The organism is Flagellimonas sp. HMM57 (genome assembly GCF_021390175.1).
Taxonomy (GTDB): domain Bacteria; phylum Bacteroidota; class Bacteroidia; order Flavobacteriales; family Flavobacteriaceae; genus Flagellimonas.
The window spans coordinates 1478093-1495016 of the sequence record NZ_CP090004.1 but is presented as its reverse complement, the minus strand read 5'-3'; the positions used below and the strand labels follow the sequence as shown (position 1 = coordinate 1495016).

The 16924-nt window shown below is 39.7% G+C and carries 14 protein-coding genes; 10 read left to right on the top strand and 4 right to left on the bottom strand.

Features of this window, described 5'->3' with window-relative positions:
• Positions 1 to 382 precede the first annotated feature (382 nt).
• Both LV716_RS06630 and LV716_RS06625 read left to right on the top strand, forming a co-directional pair.
• Positions 383 to 1369, top strand: coding sequence for a ribonucleotide-diphosphate reductase subunit beta (locus LV716_RS06630; protein WP_163416968.1), 987 nt, complete (start codon positions 383 to 385; stop codon positions 1367 to 1369).
• Between the two features lie 148 nt (positions 1370 to 1517).
• Positions 1518 to 3995 (top strand): ribonucleoside-diphosphate reductase subunit alpha, encoded by a 2478-nt coding sequence (locus tag LV716_RS06625; protein WP_163416967.1) that lies wholly within the window; start codon positions 1518 to 1520, stop codon positions 3993 to 3995.
• 455 nt (positions 3996 to 4450) lie between these two features.
• Here LV716_RS06625 and LV716_RS06620 read toward each other — a convergent pair whose 3' ends face one another.
• A complete protein-coding gene (locus LV716_RS06620; RefSeq protein WP_163416966.1) occupies positions 4451 to 5101 on the bottom strand; it encodes a gluconate 2-dehydrogenase subunit 3 family protein in 651 nt (216 codons plus the stop codon).
• The gene (locus LV716_RS06615) at positions 5101 to 6819 is read right to left on the bottom strand and encodes a GMC oxidoreductase (protein WP_163416965.1); all 1719 of its coding nucleotides are present in this window, start codon (positions 6817 to 6819) and stop codon (positions 5101 to 5103) included. The genes LV716_RS06620 and LV716_RS06615 overlap by 1 nt, the downstream gene beginning before the upstream one ends.
• A gap of 136 nt (positions 6820 to 6955) precedes the next feature.
• On the opposite strand from LV716_RS06615, the gene LV716_RS06610 reads away from it, so the two are divergent.
• The 5 genes from LV716_RS06610 to LV716_RS06590 are packed head-to-tail and all read left to right on the top strand — an operon-like array spanning position 6956 to position 11989.
• Entirely contained in the window at positions 6956 to 7945 is a 990-nt protein-coding gene (locus LV716_RS06610) for a sugar phosphate isomerase/epimerase (RefSeq protein ID WP_163416964.1), read from the top strand.
• Positions 7946 to 7957: 12 nt separating this feature from the next.
• Positions 7958 to 8401: a DinB family protein gene (locus LV716_RS06605; RefSeq protein ID WP_163416963.1), complete on the top strand. Its 444-nt coding sequence runs from the start codon at positions 7958 to 7960 to the stop codon at positions 8399 to 8401.
• Between the two features lie 11 nt (positions 8402 to 8412).
• Complete coding sequence (locus LV716_RS06600) at positions 8413 to 9642, top strand: nucleoside permease (RefSeq protein WP_163416962.1); 1230 nt, start codon at positions 8413 to 8415, stop codon at positions 9640 to 9642.
• 24 nt (positions 9643 to 9666) lie between these two features.
• The gene (locus LV716_RS06595; RefSeq protein ID WP_163416961.1) at positions 9667 to 10842 is read left to right on the top strand and encodes a sugar MFS transporter; all 1176 of its coding nucleotides are present in this window, start codon (positions 9667 to 9669) and stop codon (positions 10840 to 10842) included.
• Positions 10843 to 10852: 10 nt separating this feature from the next.
• Positions 10853 to 11989, top strand: a complete 1137-nt coding sequence (locus LV716_RS06590) for a Gfo/Idh/MocA family protein (RefSeq protein ID WP_163416960.1) — start codon at positions 10853 to 10855, stop codon at positions 11987 to 11989.
• A 7-nt stretch (positions 11990 to 11996) separates the two neighbouring features.
• Here the strand turns inward: LV716_RS06590 and LV716_RS06585 are convergent, their stop codons facing one another.
• The gene (locus LV716_RS06585; RefSeq protein WP_163416959.1) at positions 11997 to 12461 is read right to left on the bottom strand and encodes an ASCH domain-containing protein; all 465 of its coding nucleotides are present in this window, start codon (positions 12459 to 12461) and stop codon (positions 11997 to 11999) included.
• Positions 12462 to 12470: 9 nt separating this feature from the next.
• Positions 12471 to 14162, bottom strand: a complete 1692-nt coding sequence (locus tag LV716_RS06580; protein WP_163417884.1) for a GMC oxidoreductase — start codon at positions 14160 to 14162, stop codon at positions 12471 to 12473.
• A gap of 155 nt (positions 14163 to 14317) precedes the next feature.
• Here LV716_RS06580 and LV716_RS06575 point away from each other — a divergent pair, with 155 nt between their 5' ends.
• The 3 genes from LV716_RS06575 to LV716_RS06565 are packed head-to-tail and all read left to right on the top strand — an operon-like array spanning position 14318 to position 16868.
• Positions 14318 to 15370 (top strand): sugar phosphate isomerase/epimerase, encoded by a 1053-nt coding sequence (locus tag LV716_RS06575; RefSeq protein ID WP_163416958.1) that lies wholly within the window; start codon positions 14318 to 14320, stop codon positions 15368 to 15370.
• On the top strand, positions 15367 to 16110 hold the full coding sequence (locus LV716_RS06570; protein WP_163416957.1) for a DUF1080 domain-containing protein: 744 nt from the start codon (positions 15367 to 15369) through the stop codon (positions 16108 to 16110). Before LV716_RS06575 ends, LV716_RS06570 begins: the two co-directional genes overlap by 4 nt.
• A gap of 2 nt (positions 16111 to 16112) precedes the next feature.
• Positions 16113 to 16868, top strand: coding sequence for a DUF1080 domain-containing protein (locus tag LV716_RS06565; RefSeq protein WP_163416956.1), 756 nt, complete (start codon positions 16113 to 16115; stop codon positions 16866 to 16868).
• Positions 16869 to 16924: the final 56 nt, after the last annotated feature.

Sequence of the window (16924 nt, the reverse complement as noted above, 5' to 3'; positions counted from 1 at the left end):
GAAAGTTGGCTTTGGGTTTCGGGGGAACTACCTAAGGACAAAATAATTCTAAGGTACAACTAAGTTGGCCGTACAATTTTGGTAATGTTATATCGCTCCATGAACCTTATCATAAATATAGTAGCTCAAGACCAAAAAGTATATTTATAAATACTTTTTGGTCTTTTTTGTTATTGTTGAATCTTGTCCAAAAACACATCCAAAGACTATAGTTTAAAAAGCCTAGCGAACATCACTTGCGAACCTAGATTTCAACATGTTGTGTTAAAAACTTTGTTTTCAATTTGATGAAACAAACTTTACAATCTGATTACATTTTTAAATCTTTGTTTAGCTTGCAGTAAGTTGTTTCTTCCAGAGTATAAACTTTTAACAAAAAAAAATGTCCGTAGCAGTAGAACCTATTTTAGAAGAGAATGAAGACAGATTTGTGATTTTCCCTATTCAACATCATGATTTATGGGAATGGTACAAAAAATGTGAAGCCTGTTTTTGGACTGCTGAAGAAATCGATTTACACCAAGACCTAAGGGATTGGAACAATAAATTAAATGACGACGAGCGCTATTTTATAAAGCATATTTTGGCATTTTTTGCCGCCTCGGATGGTATCGTCAATGAAAATTTGGCCGAAAACTTTGTAAATGAAGTACAATACTCTGAAGCCAAGTTCTTTTATGGGTTTCAGATTATGATGGAAAACATCCATTCAGAAACATATTCGCTACTGATAGATACCTACGTAAAAGATGAAAAAGAAAAGAATGTTCTTTTTAAAGCAATAGAGAACTTTCCTGCAATTAAAAAGAAGGCGGACTGGGCGTTAAAATGGATAGATTCCCCAAGCTTTGCAGAGCGATTAATTGCTTTTGCAGCAGTAGAGGGTATTTTCTTCTCAGGAGCGTTCTGTTCCATTTTTTGGCTCAAAAAAAGAGGCCTTATGCCTGGATTGACATTTTCTAATGAGCTTATTTCCAGAGATGAAGGAATGCATTGCGATTATGCAGTACATCTTCATAATAAACATCTGATAAACAAAGTGTCCAAAGAACGCATCACTGAAATTATTGTAGATGCCCTTAATATAGAACGCGAGTTTATCACAGAGTCACTTCCCGTAAGCCTTATTGGAATGAACTCCAAATTAATGACTCAGTATCTAGAGTTTGTAACGGATAGGCTTTTGGTAGAATTAGAGTGTGAAAAAGTATACAATTCGACCAATCCTTTTGATTTTATGGATATGATTTCATTACAAGGAAAGACCAATTTCTTTGAAAAGCGGGTGTCAGAATATCAAAAAGCGGGCGTTTTAAACAAAGAAAAAGATACTGATGCCCAAAAAATCAGTTTCGATGCTGATTTTTAAATAGACCACGCACGGCCTTAAAAAGAAACCCCATTACCCCAACCGTTCTTAACTGTTCTTGACCAACTTGCATTGCGAAACCCGTAATGCATAGCAAAATGTAACCATGGCTTGATTTTTCATGCCATATTAAAAATATTCGTAGCCTATGTTTGTAGTAAAAAGAGATGGAAGAAAAGAGCCGATGATGTTCGATAAAATCACGGCCAGAGTAAGAAAGCTTTGTTATGGCCTCAACGATTTGGTCGACCCTGTGAAAGTGGCCATGCGGGTGATTGAAGGTTTGTATGACGGAGTGACTACTTCAGAACTTGATAACCTTGCTGCTGAAATTGCAGCGACAATGACGACTACCCATCCGGATTACGCTAAACTGGCAGCTCGTATTTCAGTTTCAAACCTACATAAAAACAGTAAAAAATCCTTCTCGGAAACCATGAAGGATTTGTATGAGTATGTCAATCCAAGAACTGGAAAAAAGGCCCCGTTGTTATCGGACGAGGTGTATAAGGTAATTTCTGAAAATGCCGATAAATTGGATTCAACGATTATCTATAATCGGGATTTTGGCTACGATTACTTTGGCTTTAAAACATTGGAACGCTCTTATTTGCTGAAGATCAATGGTAAAATAGCAGAACGTCCACAACACATGCTCATGAGAGTTGCCGTTGGGATTCATTTAAACGATTTGGATTCGGTAGTGGAGACCTATGAGCTCATGTCCAAAAAATACTTTACGCACGCTACACCTACCCTTTTTAATTCTGGAACACCAAAACCGCAAATGTCCTCTTGTTTTCTTCTGGCGATGAAGGACGACAGTATAGATGGCATTTACGATACCCTAAAACAAACTGCTAAAATTTCTCAGTCAGCCGGTGGAATAGGTCTCTCTATACATAACGTTAGGGCTACTGGGTCCTATATTGCAGGAACTAATGGTACTTCCAACGGAATTGTGCCCATGCTTCGTGTATTTAACGACACTGCCCGCTACGTAGATCAAGGCGGAGGCAAAAGAAAAGGAAGCTTTGCCATTTATGTAGAACCATGGCATGCCGACATTTTTGACTTTTTGGATTTGAAAAAGAATCACGGTAAAGAAGAAATGCGAGCCCGTGACCTCTTTTATGCGATGTGGATTCCCGATTTGTTCATGAAACGGGTAGAAGCAGATGGGGATTGGACGTTAATGTGTCCTAACGAGTGCCCAAACCTTTTCACTACCCACAGTGAAGAGTTTGAGGCCCTGTACACCAAATATGAAGCTGAAGGAAAAGGTCGTAAGACCATAAGAGCCAGAGAGCTTTGGGAGAAGATTTTGGAATCCCAAATAGAAACGGGAACACCATATATGCTTTATAAGGATGCAGCAAACCGTAAGAGCAACCAGAAAAATCTAGGAACCATTCGTTCATCCAACCTTTGTACCGAGATTTTGGAGTATACCTCACCAGATGAGGTTGCTGTCTGTAACCTTGCGTCAATTGCATTGCCCATGTTCGTAAAGAACGGAGCGTTTGACCATAAAGAACTTTTTAAGGTCACCAAGAGGGTCACTAAAAATTTAAACCGAGTAATAGACCGCAACTATTATCCTGTAAAAGAAGCGGAAAACTCCAACATGAGGCATAGACCAATTGGATTGGGAGTGCAGGGACTTGCAGATGCTTTTATCATGTTACGATTGCCTTTTACAAGTGATGAAGCTAAAAAGTTGAATCAAGAAATCTTTGAAACGCTTTATTACGCGGCAGTTACAGCTTCAATGGAGGAAGCAAAAGAAGATGGACCTTACTCAAGCTACAAGGAATCACCTATAGCCAAAGGAGAGTTTCAGCATAATCTTTGGGGAATTGATGACGAAGAGCTATCTGGTAGATGGGATTGGGGCAAACTGAGAAAAGAAGTTAAAAAACATGGTGTACGCAACTCGTTATTGGTCGCTCCCATGCCCACGGCTTCAACTTCACAAATTTTAGGTAACAATGAATGTTTTGAACCCTATACCTCAAACATTTATACAAGAAGAGTACTTTCTGGAGAATTTATCGTAGTTAATAAACATCTTTTAGAAGACTTGGTAAAACTAGGACTTTGGAACGAGAACCTAAAGCAAGAATTAATGCGTGCCAACGGTTCCATACAACATATAGATGGTATTCCAGAAGATATAAAGGAACTATACCGAACGGTATGGGAGCTTAGCATGAAGGACATTATAGATATGAGCAGGCAACGGGGCTATTTTATCGATCAGAGTCAATCCTTGAACTTGTTCATGGAAAATGCCAATTATCCAAAATTGACTTCTATGCATTTTTACGCATGGAAGAGTGGTCTCAAAACGGGTATGTACTATCTAAGGACCAAGGCTGCCGTTGATGCTATCAAGTTTACGCTGGACAATACCAAAAAGAAAGAAGTTCCAGTTAGTGTTGCCGCTGAAGCTGAAGTGGTCGCAGCTACTCCTAATGCTACTGAAGAACTTAAAGTTGATCCTACTCCGGTAAATCAACAAGAAGTAGATATACAGCCAATGACGGCAGAAGAGATGAAAGAAATGATTGCACGGGCCAAAGAAGGCCAAGCGGACGATGATTGCTTAATGTGTGGATCATAGTTTATACTGAACTTATCAGTATGTGATAGTGTTTATTAAATAGACGCCTCGGGAAAGTTCCTTAAATAACGAACCTTTCTCGGGGTGTTTTTATTGATTATTGAGATAAAAGATGTCTGAAACTGAATCCAATGTCAGAATTTAGAAAATATATCCCCTAACTCATTTATTTTGATGAACTAAGGCTCTAAATAAACCAAACATCTAAGAAATCACACTACGCGCTTGTCGAGATGTTCAACCCCTGACCGTTTATCGGAAGTCAAAAAAATAGATTTAGATTCAGAATTAGTTTTGAACTTAAAAGGTATAATTAACTTTTACGTTTTACCCTTGACTCAAAAAAAATCAAGAAACAAAAACTAAACTTTAGAGCTTATAAGTGAGCATCCATAAAATTACATTTCGTACTTTTCACCTAACACCTAACACCTAACACCTAACACCTAACACCTCTAAAGCGACCATGCCTTACCTTGTGTCAAGGTCTGTTCATCCTCACAGGCAATATATTCTCCAGGAACTGGTAAATAGGCCAAGACCTCTTCCCCTACATATTCGGACGTCTTATATGACCAAATAGCCATGTCCCGCAAAGAAGTGGCAAAGCTAAAGTGGGCAATCTCATCGTCTATAATTGCACTGCCATTTTCTTTTACCGCAATGAAATAATCCTCTACTGCTTTTTCGTGTGACTCTTCAATAGCATCTGTTCTTTTCTTTAAGTACTTGGCCAGAGTAGGTTCTAAGTCTTCTTCGCCCAGTTCGGCAAGTGTTTCTTTTTGTGCTACTGTCAAAACGGTGTTCATGAATTTGTCCATACCGTTTTTTAGAAAGTCCTGATGCTCTTTTGGCAATACTTCGTTCACAAACTTGTCTATAAAGACATGTACATTCACTTCTGTGGCAGAAGGAGTATCTGTTTTGGGCAATATCATGTCTACAAGGGTATGCAGGACAACACCTTCATCTTTGGTAAAAAAGTCTGGTGTCCAATCCAATACCTTTTTGGTGCTACAGCTTTGTACAATTCCCAAAAGTGTGGGGGCGACAATGGTATACCCAAAGGCAAGCCCCATGTTTTTTAATGCAACTCTTCTTTCCATTAGATATTTCCTTTTTTAAGTTCTTGGACTGCATGATTGGCAGCTCTGGCCGTAAAAGCCATATAGGTTAATGATGGATTTACACAACTTGCGGAAGTCATAAAGGCACCATCTGTAACATAAACATTTTCAACAGCATGCAATTGGTTGTTTGCATTAACTACGGAGGTCTTTGGGTTCTTGCCCATTCTGGCCGTACCCATTTCGTGTATACCAAGGCCAAGCGCATAGGTTTCATCGTAGGTTTCAATATCGCGAACACCTGATTTTTCCAACATGGCCGCTGCCTGCTCCTGCATATCCTTGCGCATATTGAGCTCGTTATCCTTTATTTCAGCATCAAAAGTAACCGTAGGCAGACCCCATTGGTCTAATTTGTCATAATCTAAGGTCATCTTGTTTTCGTGATAGGGTAAAATTTCACCAAAACCATTAATGCCCACCTGCCATCCTCCGACCCCCAAGATAGCTTCCTTAAGCTCTTTTCCGTGGGAGACCTCTGCAATTATATCCTCATAATTTCCTCTGGATGCACCTCCTTGATAGCCATAACCGCGATTAAAATCTTTCATTTCACTGGCACCTCCGAGGTTTCTAAAACGGGGAACGTAAATTCCGTTCGGCTTTCTTCCTTTGTAATATTTGTCTTCGTAACCATCCATTTTACCTCGTGCACCTGCCTTAAAATGGTGGTCCATGATGTTGTGTCCAAGTTCTCCCGAATCATTGCCCATCCCATCAGGAAATCTATCCGATTTGGATTGCATAAGAATGGAAGTTGAGGCCACGGCAGAAGCACAGAGGAAAATAACCTTTGCCTTGAACTCATAAGTTTCCTTTGTGACCCTGTCAATTACTTTTACACCGGTAGCCTTCTTGGTGTCCGCATCATAAATAATCTCATGGACAATGGAATCCGGTCTAAGTGTCATGTTTCCGGTACGTTCAGCTGCGGGCAAAGTAGACGAATTGCTGCTAAAATATGCCCCAAAAGGACAACCTCTTATACATCTGTTCCTAAATTTACACGAACTTCGGTTTAGGCCCTCAAATTTTTTATCACTATTAATATGGGCCACTCTACCTGCCGTAATCACCCGTCCATCAAAATGTTCCGCTACTTGCTCACGAACATGTTGTTCTACACAGTTCAACTGCATCATGGGCTCAAAAATGCCATCGGGCAGTTGTGATAATCCGAGAGTTTCCCCGGTAACCCCTATATAACTTTCCACTTTATCGTACCAAGGGGCAATATCCTTATAGCGCACTGGCCAATCTACAGCAACACCCTCCTTTTTATTGGCCTCAAAATCCATTTCACTCCATCGATAGCTATGTCTTCCCCACAATAATGATCTCCCGCCTACATGGTAGCCTCTCATCCAATCGAAGCGTTTTGTTTCATTGTAGGGATGGTCAATATCATCCACAAACCAAAAATGGTGCGCTGCTTTTACCGTGTAACCTGTTCTATTTTGCTTTTCTTGTCTTGCAATTTTCTCAGGAGACAGTTCCCCATTGTTGGGAAAATCCCAGGGATCTAGGTTTGCCGTGGGATAGTCCGTAATATGGTTAACCATACGACCACGTTCCAAGACCAATGTCTTTAGTCCGTTCTCGCAGAGCTCTTTGGCGGCCCAACCTCCACTAATGCCCGTTCCTACTACAATGGCATCATAAGATTCCTGCTCTTCGTTGTAATAAAATTTACTCATTTAACAGTATTGTTTATTTCCTAAATGTATTAATTATTAAATTAATTTTCTACATTTAATCCCTACGTTTATTGAGAATTCCCTACTATAACGTTGTAGTTTTTTGATTCTTTTTGACGTATTACAATTAATTTTTATGAAAAGAAGGTATTTTATCCAAAATAGTGCCCAAGCAGGGATAGCTCTTATGATATTGGGAAATTACGCATGTAAACAAAATCAAAAGAAGGATATGACTGCTCCAATAGCAGAAGAAGTTGAACCATTATTCAAACTCTCCCTTGCGCAATGGTCCATACATAGGATGATCAAAGACGAGGGAATGGATCCATATCAGTTTGCGAAAAAAGCAAAGGATTGGGGATTTTCAGGTTTGGAATATGTGAGTCAACTTTATGAAGAAGAATTGAAAGCCGCTAATTTTTCTAAAGAAGCAATGGATGGTTTTGTAGCAAAGTCCAAAGCAGCGAGTGAAAAGTATGGATTGGAGAATCTTATCATAATGATCGATCACGAAGGGGATTTATCCGCTGCCGACGAGAAGGAACGGAAAGCTGCCGTTGAAAACCATTATAAATGGGTAGATGCTGCTGCTGCTCTTGGATGCCATTCCGTTCGTGTAAATTTAATGGGAAGTAAAGTAGCAGAAGAGTGGACACCTGCCTCAGTAGATGGATTAACGCAATTGGCGAGTTATGCGAAAGACAAAAACATCAATGTTATTGTTGAGAATCATGGTGGATTTTCATCGGATGCGCAAATGTTGGTCGAAGTGATGAAAAAGGTGAACCTTCCCAACTGTGGTACACTTCCAGATTTTGGCAATTTTTGTATGAAAAGAGAAGATGGTTCTTATTTTGAAACTGCTTGCATTGAAGAGTACGACAGATACAAAGGAATAGAAGAATTGATGCCCTTTGCAAAAGCCGTAAGCGCAAAATCACATGACTTTGATGAAAAGGGCAACGAAGTCCATACAGACTATGACCGTATGATGAAAATTGTAAAGGATTCAGGTTATACCGGTTACGTTGGGGTAGAATATGAAGGCGAAGGTCTAAGTGAAGAAGAAGGAATCATTGCTACAAAAGAATTAGTTGCCAAATCACTAAATCTATCTACATAAAACACTAGGTTTATGAAGGCATTCTTACACCAGCTCTTTGATTATAATTTTTATTGCAACAAAAAACTTATAGAGCAATGTACGGCCATAAAAAAAGTTCCTGAAAAGAGCTCAGGGCTTTTTAACCACATCCTAAATGCACACCATACATGGAACAAAAGAATTGTGGGAAAACCGACAGATTTTCCTATTTCCCACATACATCCAATAGAAAACTGGGGAGATATACACTACGAAAACCAGCGGTCTTCCTTTGAGATCATCACCAATACAGAAGATTTTAGCACACGTATAGATTATGAAAGTAGCGAGAACAGAACTTATGCCAATGAGTTAAAGGATATCCTATTTCATATTATAAATCACTCTACTCACCACAGAGGGCAGATTTTGGCAGATTTTCGAGTCAATGGAATAGAGCCAGAATCTTTGGACTATATATTTTACAAAAGATAACCCCTGTTTGTATGAGCTTTAGAATTAAGTTTCAGCTTTCTTTTATGATGTTCTTGGAATTCTTCATTTGGGGAGGATGGTTTGTTACACTAGGTACTTTTCTGGGAGAAAACCTAAATGCAAATGGTGCAGAAATAGCCCAAGCTTTTTCGACTCAATCTTGGGGAGCCATAATAGCGCCATTTATTATAGGCCTGATTGCCGACAAGTATTTTAATGCTGAACGAATTCTTGGGGTTTTACATCTTTTAGGTGCATTATTAATGTATCAAATGTATGCCACAAACGATTTCAATACTTTTTACCCATATGTCTTTGTGTACATGATTTTATACATGCCAACACTAGCCCTTGTAAACTCTATATCTTTCAATCAGATGAAGGACCCTGCGAAGGAATTTTCTTTTGTAAGGGTATTTGGTACCATGGGATGGATAGTTGCAGGATTAATCATAGGTTATGTTTTTTTATGGGATTCCCCACAATCACGTTCTGAAGGCTTGTTGAAAAATACCTTTTTAATGGTAGCAATTGCTTCTGCTCTTCTAGGGTTGTTCAGTTTTACCCTTCCCAAAACACCACCCAGAATCGCAAAAGACGAAAAAGTAAATATTTCCACATTATTGGGGTTGGATGCACTTAAGCTGCTTAAAGACAGAAACTTTCTTATTTTCTTTTTAGCTTCTATCTTGATATGCATTCCTTTGGCATTTTACTATCAAAATACAAATCCGTTTCTTTCGGAAATTGGAGTAAACAATCCTACCGGGAAAATGACCATTGGACAGGCATCAGAAGTGGTTTTTATGCTATTGTTGCCCTTTTTCTTTAAAAAATTTGGTTTTAAGAAGACCATATTGATAGGAATGCTCGCTTGGACCGTTCGTTATATATTGTTCGCCTATGGCAATGCTGGAGAATTGGCCTTTATGTTGTTGATTGGGATAGCCTTGCATGGAATTTGTTACGACTTTTTCTTTGTGTCAGGACAAATATATACCGATTCAAAAGCAGGGGAAAAATACAAAAGCGCCGCTCAAGGCCTCATAACACTAGCTACCTATGGAGTAGGGATGCTAGTTGGATTTTGGATTTCGGGAAAGGTTACGGACATGTATCTCATTTCTGAAAAAATACATAACTGGCAAAGTATCTGGATTATTCCTTCGGTCTTTGCTTTAGTTGTGATGCTATTGTTTGCCTTGTTCTTTAAAAAAGAAGAGGTGGAATATAAATCTTGATAAAAACCAAAACTGATAATAACAATGGAAAGTGTAAACAAAAATCGATTATTTGTCGCGTCCTGTATCGCACTCTTGGTAACGGCCATGACATTTGCGATTAGAGCAAGATTGGAAACCGTTTTTGGACCCGAAGGTATTGGACTGACATTAGAACAAATAGGTTGGGCTTTTACCCCAGCTTTTTTTGGCTTTACCATTGCAATGATATTTGGTGGGTTTTTGGTAGATACCTTGGGAATCAAAAAAATCACTTGGTTGGCCTTTATTACCCATGCTATAGGAATTACATGGACATTATTGGCCAAAGATCAGACTTCTCTCTTTTTGGCCACGCTTTTTGTGGGCATAGGCAACGGTATGGTCGAAGCGGCCTTAAACCCTATGATTGCATCCATGTATAGTGAAAACAAAACAAAAATGCTGAACCGTTTCCATATCTGGTTTCCTGGGGGAATTGTAATTGGGTCAATAGTAGGATGGTTGATTATGGATGTAATGGGTCTAAGCTGGCAGATTATGGTAGGAGTTCTGTTTATTCCATTGGTTATTTATGGTTTTATGTTCTTAGGACAGGATTTTCCTGTTACAGAGCGTGTAAAACTTGGCGTAAGCAATCAGAAAATGTTTTCCAGCGTTGCTAAACCACTTTTTATTTTTATGGTGATTTGTATGCTGTTGACAGCAGCTACGGAATTAGGTACCAATCAGCGGATAGAATCCTTGCTCAAATCAACCGTAGCAGTACCACTTTTAGTATTAGCGTTCATAAATGGTATCATGGCATTGGGAAGAGCTTCTGCTGGCAAAGTAGTACATAAACTAAAACCGGAAGGAATGTTATTGTTTTCTGCAATTTTTGCTTTTTTGGGCCTATGGCTACTCACTATAACAAGTGGACCGATGACATTTTTTGCAGCAGCGGTTTTTGCTGTGGGAATAACGTTTTTTTGGCCAACTATGCTTTCCTTTGTGGCGGAATACATTCCAGAAAGTGGAGCATTGGGATTATCCATAATGGGAGGTGCCGGAATGTTCTCCGTTTCCTTGATTTTACCCATCATGGGAAATATAATCGATAATGCCAGTGCCAATGATGCGTTAAAAATAATGTCGATCCTACCAGCAATTCTAATCATTCTGTTTATTGGATTGAATATTTACATGAAAAAAAGAAAAACAAATCCACAAGTAGTTTAAACGAGTTAACATGCCAAAAAAAATAAAACTTGGAGTTCTTGGTGGCGGTGGTGACTCCCTTATTGGGGTGCTTCACAGAGTAGCCGCACATATCAATGATAATTATGAAATTGTAGGTGCCGTATTTAATGCCGATTTTGAAGAGAGCTTAGAATTTGCCAAAGAAATCGATGTGCCCACAAATCGAATTTATAAAGATTTTGAAACCTTGGTGGAAGAGGAGTTAAAACTTCCCGAAGGCGAACGTATTCAGGTATGTTCAATATTGACCCCTAATTTTCTGCATTTTCCCATGGCGAAGAAATTGCTGGAAAATGGGTTTCATGTTATCTGTGAAAAACCGATGACCACAACATACGAAGAGGCCAAAATTTTACAAGAGGCTCTGGTAAAAGCGGGAACTGTATTTGCAGTTACCCATACCTACACAGGTTATCCTATGGTACGCCAAATGCGGGAAATGATTAAGGAAGGAGCTCTAGGAAAAATGCATAAAGTAGATGCGCAATATTACCAAGGATGGATAAATACAATCATCCATGATAAGGACAAACGTTCTTCCGTATGGCGTCTTGACCCAGAAAAAGCGGGAATAAGTTCCTGTATGGGAGATATTGGGGTCCATGCCTTCAATATGATTGAGTTTACCACAGGATTACAGATTAAATCGCTTTTATGCGATTTTAATTACCTGTACAAAGACAATCAAATGGATGTGGACGGTACGGTATTGATACGGATGGATGAACATGTAAAAGGTGTCATCAGGGCAAGTCAGGTTGCAACAGGAGAAGAGAATGGGCTAACAATTGCCATATATGGGGAGAAAGGAGCTTTTAGATGGGAACAGGAAAATCCAAATTTTCTTTATAAGCTGAGCGATACGGAGCCATTACAGGTTTATAAACCGGGGCATGCCTATAATTCTGAATTGTCCTTGGATGGAACTAAGTTACCGCCCGGTCACCCTGAAGGTATTTTTGATGCCATGGCCAATATTTATTTGGGTGCTGCTCGTGCCATTCGTGGTGAAAAATATAACGATGGTGAATTCCCTACAATGTTGGATGGTGTAAGGGGACTAAACTTTATTGAGAGTACAGTAGCTTCCCATAAGCAGGGAAATGTTTGGATAAACCTGGACTAAGGGGAAATTATCTTTCAAATACTTTTTCGAACTGCTCAAAGACTACGATCATACTTTCTCTTGGTGTTTTCTCAAATGCCGAAAGTTCTCTGGTATAATAGTCCCAGTGTGTTTGTTTCCAGTATTCCAAGCTTTTGTCCCCTTCACCTTCTATGCGGGCATGATCTGCATTTATGGCGAAATAGGGCACTAGTTTTACAGAGGTGGTCCTAATGACGCATTTTGCATTTCCAGACCAGTCCGTCACTATTGCAAAATCACCGATTTTAGGCAATTCTTCTTTGCGCAGTTGTAATCCTAAAAGCGAATGTGAAGTAGCTCTTTTAATATCTTTTCGGACTAGGCTTGCACAAGTATTGGCGTCTTTTTCATTATCACAAAAATGAATCACTTTTGGGGCATCCTCAGAGGCAAATTCCAGATGTGCATCAAGAAAATCGCCCCATAAATTTCGGGCTGAAGCATTTTCCATAGTAGGTATTTAAGAAAATTTATTGTTTTTAAATTGTTGTACTGCATGATTGGCCGCTCTGGCGGTAAATGCCATATACGTTAGAGATGGATTTACACAGTTGGACGAAGTCATAAAAGCACCATCCGTAACATATACATTTAGTGCTTCATGTACTTGATTGTTCTTGTTTAAAACAGAAGTTTTTGGATTATCTCCCATCCGAGCACCACCCATTTCATGTATTCCTAAACCTGGACCAGTTTCCTTATCGTATGCCTTCACCTTTTTATACCCCGCTTTTGTTAACATAGAAACTGCTTCTTTTTTTATGGCCTCCCGCATGTTTAGCTCATTTGTTTTAAACTCAACATCAAAATCCAATTGTGGTAATCCCCACTTGTCTTTTTTAGTTGTGCTTAAAGTTACACGGTTTTCCGGATGGGGCAACATTTCCCCAAAACCTGTCATGCCAATTTCCCAACCTCCAGGTTTAAGAACAGCCTCTTTAAGTTTTTCTCCATAGCCCATTTCAGCTATGACCTCAGACCAATTTCTTCTGCTTGCCCCTCCTTGATATCCAAAACCTCGTATAAAATCCTTTTGTTTCGTATCCTCGTCTAAGTTTACAAATCTGGGAATATAAAATCCGTTTGGTCGTCTTCCCTTGTAATATTTATCCAAATGGCCGTCAACTTTTGCAGATGCACCTAATTGGTAATGATGATCCATGATGTTACGTCCAAGTTGGTCATAGTTGTTGCCTATTCCGTTCGGAAATGTTTTTGATTTGGATTGCAATAGAATTCCAACAGAAGCCATAGCAGAAGCACATAGAAATATAATGTTTGCTTTGAATTCCAGTTTTTCATGGGTTTCCGAATCTATGACTTTTACTCCAGTCGCTTTTTTTTGCGTATCATCATAAACCACTTCATGGACTATAGAATTTGGCCGTAAAGTCATATTTCCTGTTCGCTCTGCAGCAGGCAGTGTAGAGGAATTACTGCTAAAATACCCTCCAAACGGACAACCTCTCCAACATCGATTTCTATATTGGCAAGGTCCTCTACCTTTAAATTCAGTAGTATTTTCTGTAATATGGGCAACCCTACCTATGGTCAAAAGCCGATTATCATCAAAATTGGCGCTGATTGAATCTTGTAGGTCTTTTTCAACGCAATTCAACTCCATGGGAGGTTGAAACTGACCATCAGGCAATTGCTTCAAACCTAATTTTTCACCACTAACACCTATGTACGATTCAACTTTATCGTACCAAGGAGCAATATCCTTATAACGAACGGGCCAGTCTATAGCAATACCATCTTTCTTATTGGCATTAAAATCAATATCGCTCCAACGATAACTTTGCCTGCCCCAAGTCAGTGATCTGCCTCCAACGTGATAGCCACGAATCCAATCAAAACGTTTGGTCTCTTGGTAAGGATGTTCCAAATCATTTACAAAAAAATGTTTTACGTCATCTCTTGGAGCCCACCCGACACGCAGTTGTTTTTGGTAGTTTTTTTTCTCATGCTCAGATAGTTCACCCTTTAACGGATAATCCCATGGGTCATCGTGCATGGTTTTATAATCTTCTATATGTTTTACCATGGGACCGCGCTCCAATACAAGTATTTTCAAGCCATTTTCGCAGAGCTCCTTAGCAGCCCAGCCACCACTTATTCCAGTGCCTACAACAATTGCATCGTAAACCATATTTTCATTCACTGTTCTGTTGTTTTAATTGTTCGCTAATTCCTATATTTATGTTTTTCTACGCAGAAAATAAAAACACGATAGTTTTTTTCTTAAATATAGGTGATAAATCCTAAAATGTTAAGGATTTATCAATTCTTAAAAAGCACAACTAAATGAAAACAATTAAAGGACCTGCAGTATTTCTTGCGCAATTTGTTGATTCCCAACCCCCGTTCAATTCTTTGGATGGGTTATGTAAATGGGCTTCAGACCTGGGTTATAAAGGAATACAGATACCAACTTGGGAATCGTTTTTGATAGATTTGGACAAAGCTGCGGAGAGTCAAGACTACTGTGATGAACTTAAAGGGAAAATCAACTCCTATGGTTTGGAGATTACCGAACTCTCCACTCACTTACAAGGACAATTGGTAGCTGTAAACCCTGCGTACGATATTATGTTCGATAATTTTGCACCAGATGCTGTTAAAAACAATCCTAAGGCCCGGACGGAATGGGCTGTGGAAACCGTAAAAAAAGCAGCTACTGCAAGCAGAAGATTGGGACTAAATGCCCATGCCACATTTTCAGGGGCCTTACTTTGGCATACCGCGCACCCTTGGCCCCAAAGACCACCGGGTTTAGTTGAAATGGGTTTTGAGGAGCTGGCCAAACGTTGGATGCCCATTTTGAATCATTTTGATGCAGAGGGTATCGATGTTTGCTATGAAATACACCCGGGAGAGGATTTACACGATGGGGATACTTTTGAGCGATTTTTAGAGGCAACGGGAAATCATAAACGGGTAAATATTTTATATGACCCAAGCCATTTTGTGTTGCAGCAATTGGATTATATCGCATACATAGATCACTACCACGAATTTATAAAATCATTTCATGTGAAGGATTCCGAGTTTAATCCCACAGGAAAGAAAGGTGCATTTGGGGGCTACAACGATTGGGGCGACCGTGCTGGCAGGTATCGTTCCTTGGGCGATGGACAGATCGATTTTAAGACCATTTTTTCCAAGTTAACACAGTACAGTTGCGATGTATGGGCAGTGATGGAATGGGAATGTTGTATTAAAAGCCCGGAGCAGGGAGCCCGTGAAGGCGCAAAGTTTATTCAAGAACATATTATTGAGGCAACCACAAAAGCCTTTGATGATTTTGCTGGCGCAGAGATCGATAAAGAAAAACTTAAAAAAATATTGGGACTATGAAAAAACCAATTTTACTAGTTGTACTAATAACTGTTTTTGCATGCAAGGAAAAATCAAAGGATACTCCTGGCGAAGCGAAAGAAGAAATGGAAATACAAACAGAAGAAGACGATGAATGGGTTGTTTTGTTTGATGGGTCCTCTTTTGACGGCTGGCATTTTTATAATGGTGAGGGAATTACTGAGCCCTGGAAATTGGAGAACGGAGCTATGGTTTTTTATCCACCCGAAGAAAGACCGGAAGGAGAAAGCTATAACATAGTTACAGATAAGGAATACACCAATTTTGTGCTTACCTTGGAATGGAAAGTCGCCGAGGGAGGCAATAGCGGTATTTTCTGGGGAGTTTTCGAAGGCGGTGAATATGGACAACCCTATCAAACCGGGCCAGAAATACAAGTATTGGATGATGAAAGGCATCCCGATTCCAAGAATGGCACGACCCACCAGGCCGGTGCCTTGTACGATATGGTTGCACCTGCGAAAAAAGTAGTTAAACCAGCAGGTGAATGGAACAAGGTAGAACTGATGGTGAATCACGATACGAATGAAGGCCATGTTTTGCTCAATGGGAAAAAAATAGTTGAATTTCCTGTACATGGTCCAGATTGGGAAAAGATGGTGGCCAGTTCCAAATTTGCAGATTGGGATGGATTTGGCGAATATAAAACGGGAATAATAGGATTGCAGGATCACGGTGACCGTGTAGCCTTTAGAAATATTAAAATCAAAGAATTATAAAAATGTTAGAGTACTCAAAAATCTTTCTGGTCTTTCTACTAATTTCTACTATTTCTTTCGGTCAAGAAAAAGAACCGACTACGCCAGAAGCTACTGAATTTTATGAGCCAGTTCCTCCAAAGGTTGTCCCCGGAAAAGATGGTGCACCGCCAAGTGATGCCATTGTTCTTTTTGATGGAACGAGCTTTGACCAATGGATAAGCAGCGTAGATAGTACCGCTGTAACATGGCACTTAAATGAGGATGGTAGCATGACCGTTAAGGACAAAACCGGAGACATACAGACCAAAAAGACCTTTGGCAGCATACAACTTCATCTGGAGTGGAAATCACCGGCCGAGGTACAACGTGAAGGTCAAAATAGGGCCAATAGTGGTGTTTTTATACAGCAGCGTTATGAAGTGCAAGTCTTGGACAACAACGACAACCCTACATACACCAATGGCCAAGTAGGGTCTGTTTACAAACAAGGAGTTCCTTTGGCAATGGCGTCGGTGCCAACAGGCGAATGGAATACGTACGATATTATTTTTCATGCTCCAGAGTTCAGTAGGGGCGGAAATATTGTTGAACCTGCAACGGTAACGGTACTGCACAATGGTGTTTTGGTACAGGACCATTTTGTCATTGAAGGTACGATCAAGTATATAGGATGGCCCAAATATGAGGCCCATGGAAAAGCTCCGTTAGTATTACAGGACCATAGGGATAACAGTAGGGTGAGTTACAGAAACATTTGGGTGCGGGAATTGGATTAGGCTATAAAGTAGCCCCTTAAGCGCCCTAGTACAAACCAAACGGTAGAATCCTATTT

Coding starts and splice junctions, on each gene's coding strand:
- LV716_RS06630 (WP_163416968.1), top strand. CDS start 383: ATGTCCGTAGCAGTAGAACCTATTTTAGAAGAGAATGAAGACAGATTT.
- LV716_RS06625 (WP_163416967.1), top strand. CDS start 1,518: ATGTTTGTAGTAAAAAGAGATGGAAGAAAAGAGCCGATGATGTTCGAT.
- LV716_RS06620 (WP_163416966.1), bottom strand. CDS start 5,101: ATGGAAAGAAGAGTTGCATTAAAAAACATGGGGCTTGCCTTTGGGTAT.
- LV716_RS06615 (WP_163416965.1), bottom strand. CDS start 6,819: ATGAGTAAATTTTATTACAACGAAGAGCAGGAATCTTATGATGCCATT.
- LV716_RS06610 (WP_163416964.1), top strand. CDS start 6,956: ATGAAAAGAAGGTATTTTATCCAAAATAGTGCCCAAGCAGGGATAGCT.
- LV716_RS06605 (WP_163416963.1), top strand. CDS start 7,958: ATGAAGGCATTCTTACACCAGCTCTTTGATTATAATTTTTATTGCAAC.
- LV716_RS06600 (WP_163416962.1), top strand. CDS start 8,413: ATGAGCTTTAGAATTAAGTTTCAGCTTTCTTTTATGATGTTCTTGGAA.
- LV716_RS06595 (WP_163416961.1), top strand. CDS start 9,667: ATGGAAAGTGTAAACAAAAATCGATTATTTGTCGCGTCCTGTATCGCA.
- LV716_RS06590 (WP_163416960.1), top strand. CDS start 10,853: ATGCCAAAAAAAATAAAACTTGGAGTTCTTGGTGGCGGTGGTGACTCC.
- LV716_RS06585 (WP_163416959.1), bottom strand. CDS start 12,461: ATGGAAAATGCTTCAGCCCGAAATTTATGGGGCGATTTTCTTGATGCA.
- LV716_RS06580 (WP_163417884.1), bottom strand. CDS start 14,162: ATGGTTTACGATGCAATTGTTGTAGGCACTGGAATAAGTGGTGGCTGG.
- LV716_RS06575 (WP_163416958.1), top strand. CDS start 14,318: ATGAAAACAATTAAAGGACCTGCAGTATTTCTTGCGCAATTTGTTGAT.
- LV716_RS06570 (WP_163416957.1), top strand. CDS start 15,367: ATGAAAAAACCAATTTTACTAGTTGTACTAATAACTGTTTTTGCATGC.
- LV716_RS06565 (WP_163416956.1), top strand. CDS start 16,113: ATGTTAGAGTACTCAAAAATCTTTCTGGTCTTTCTACTAATTTCTACT.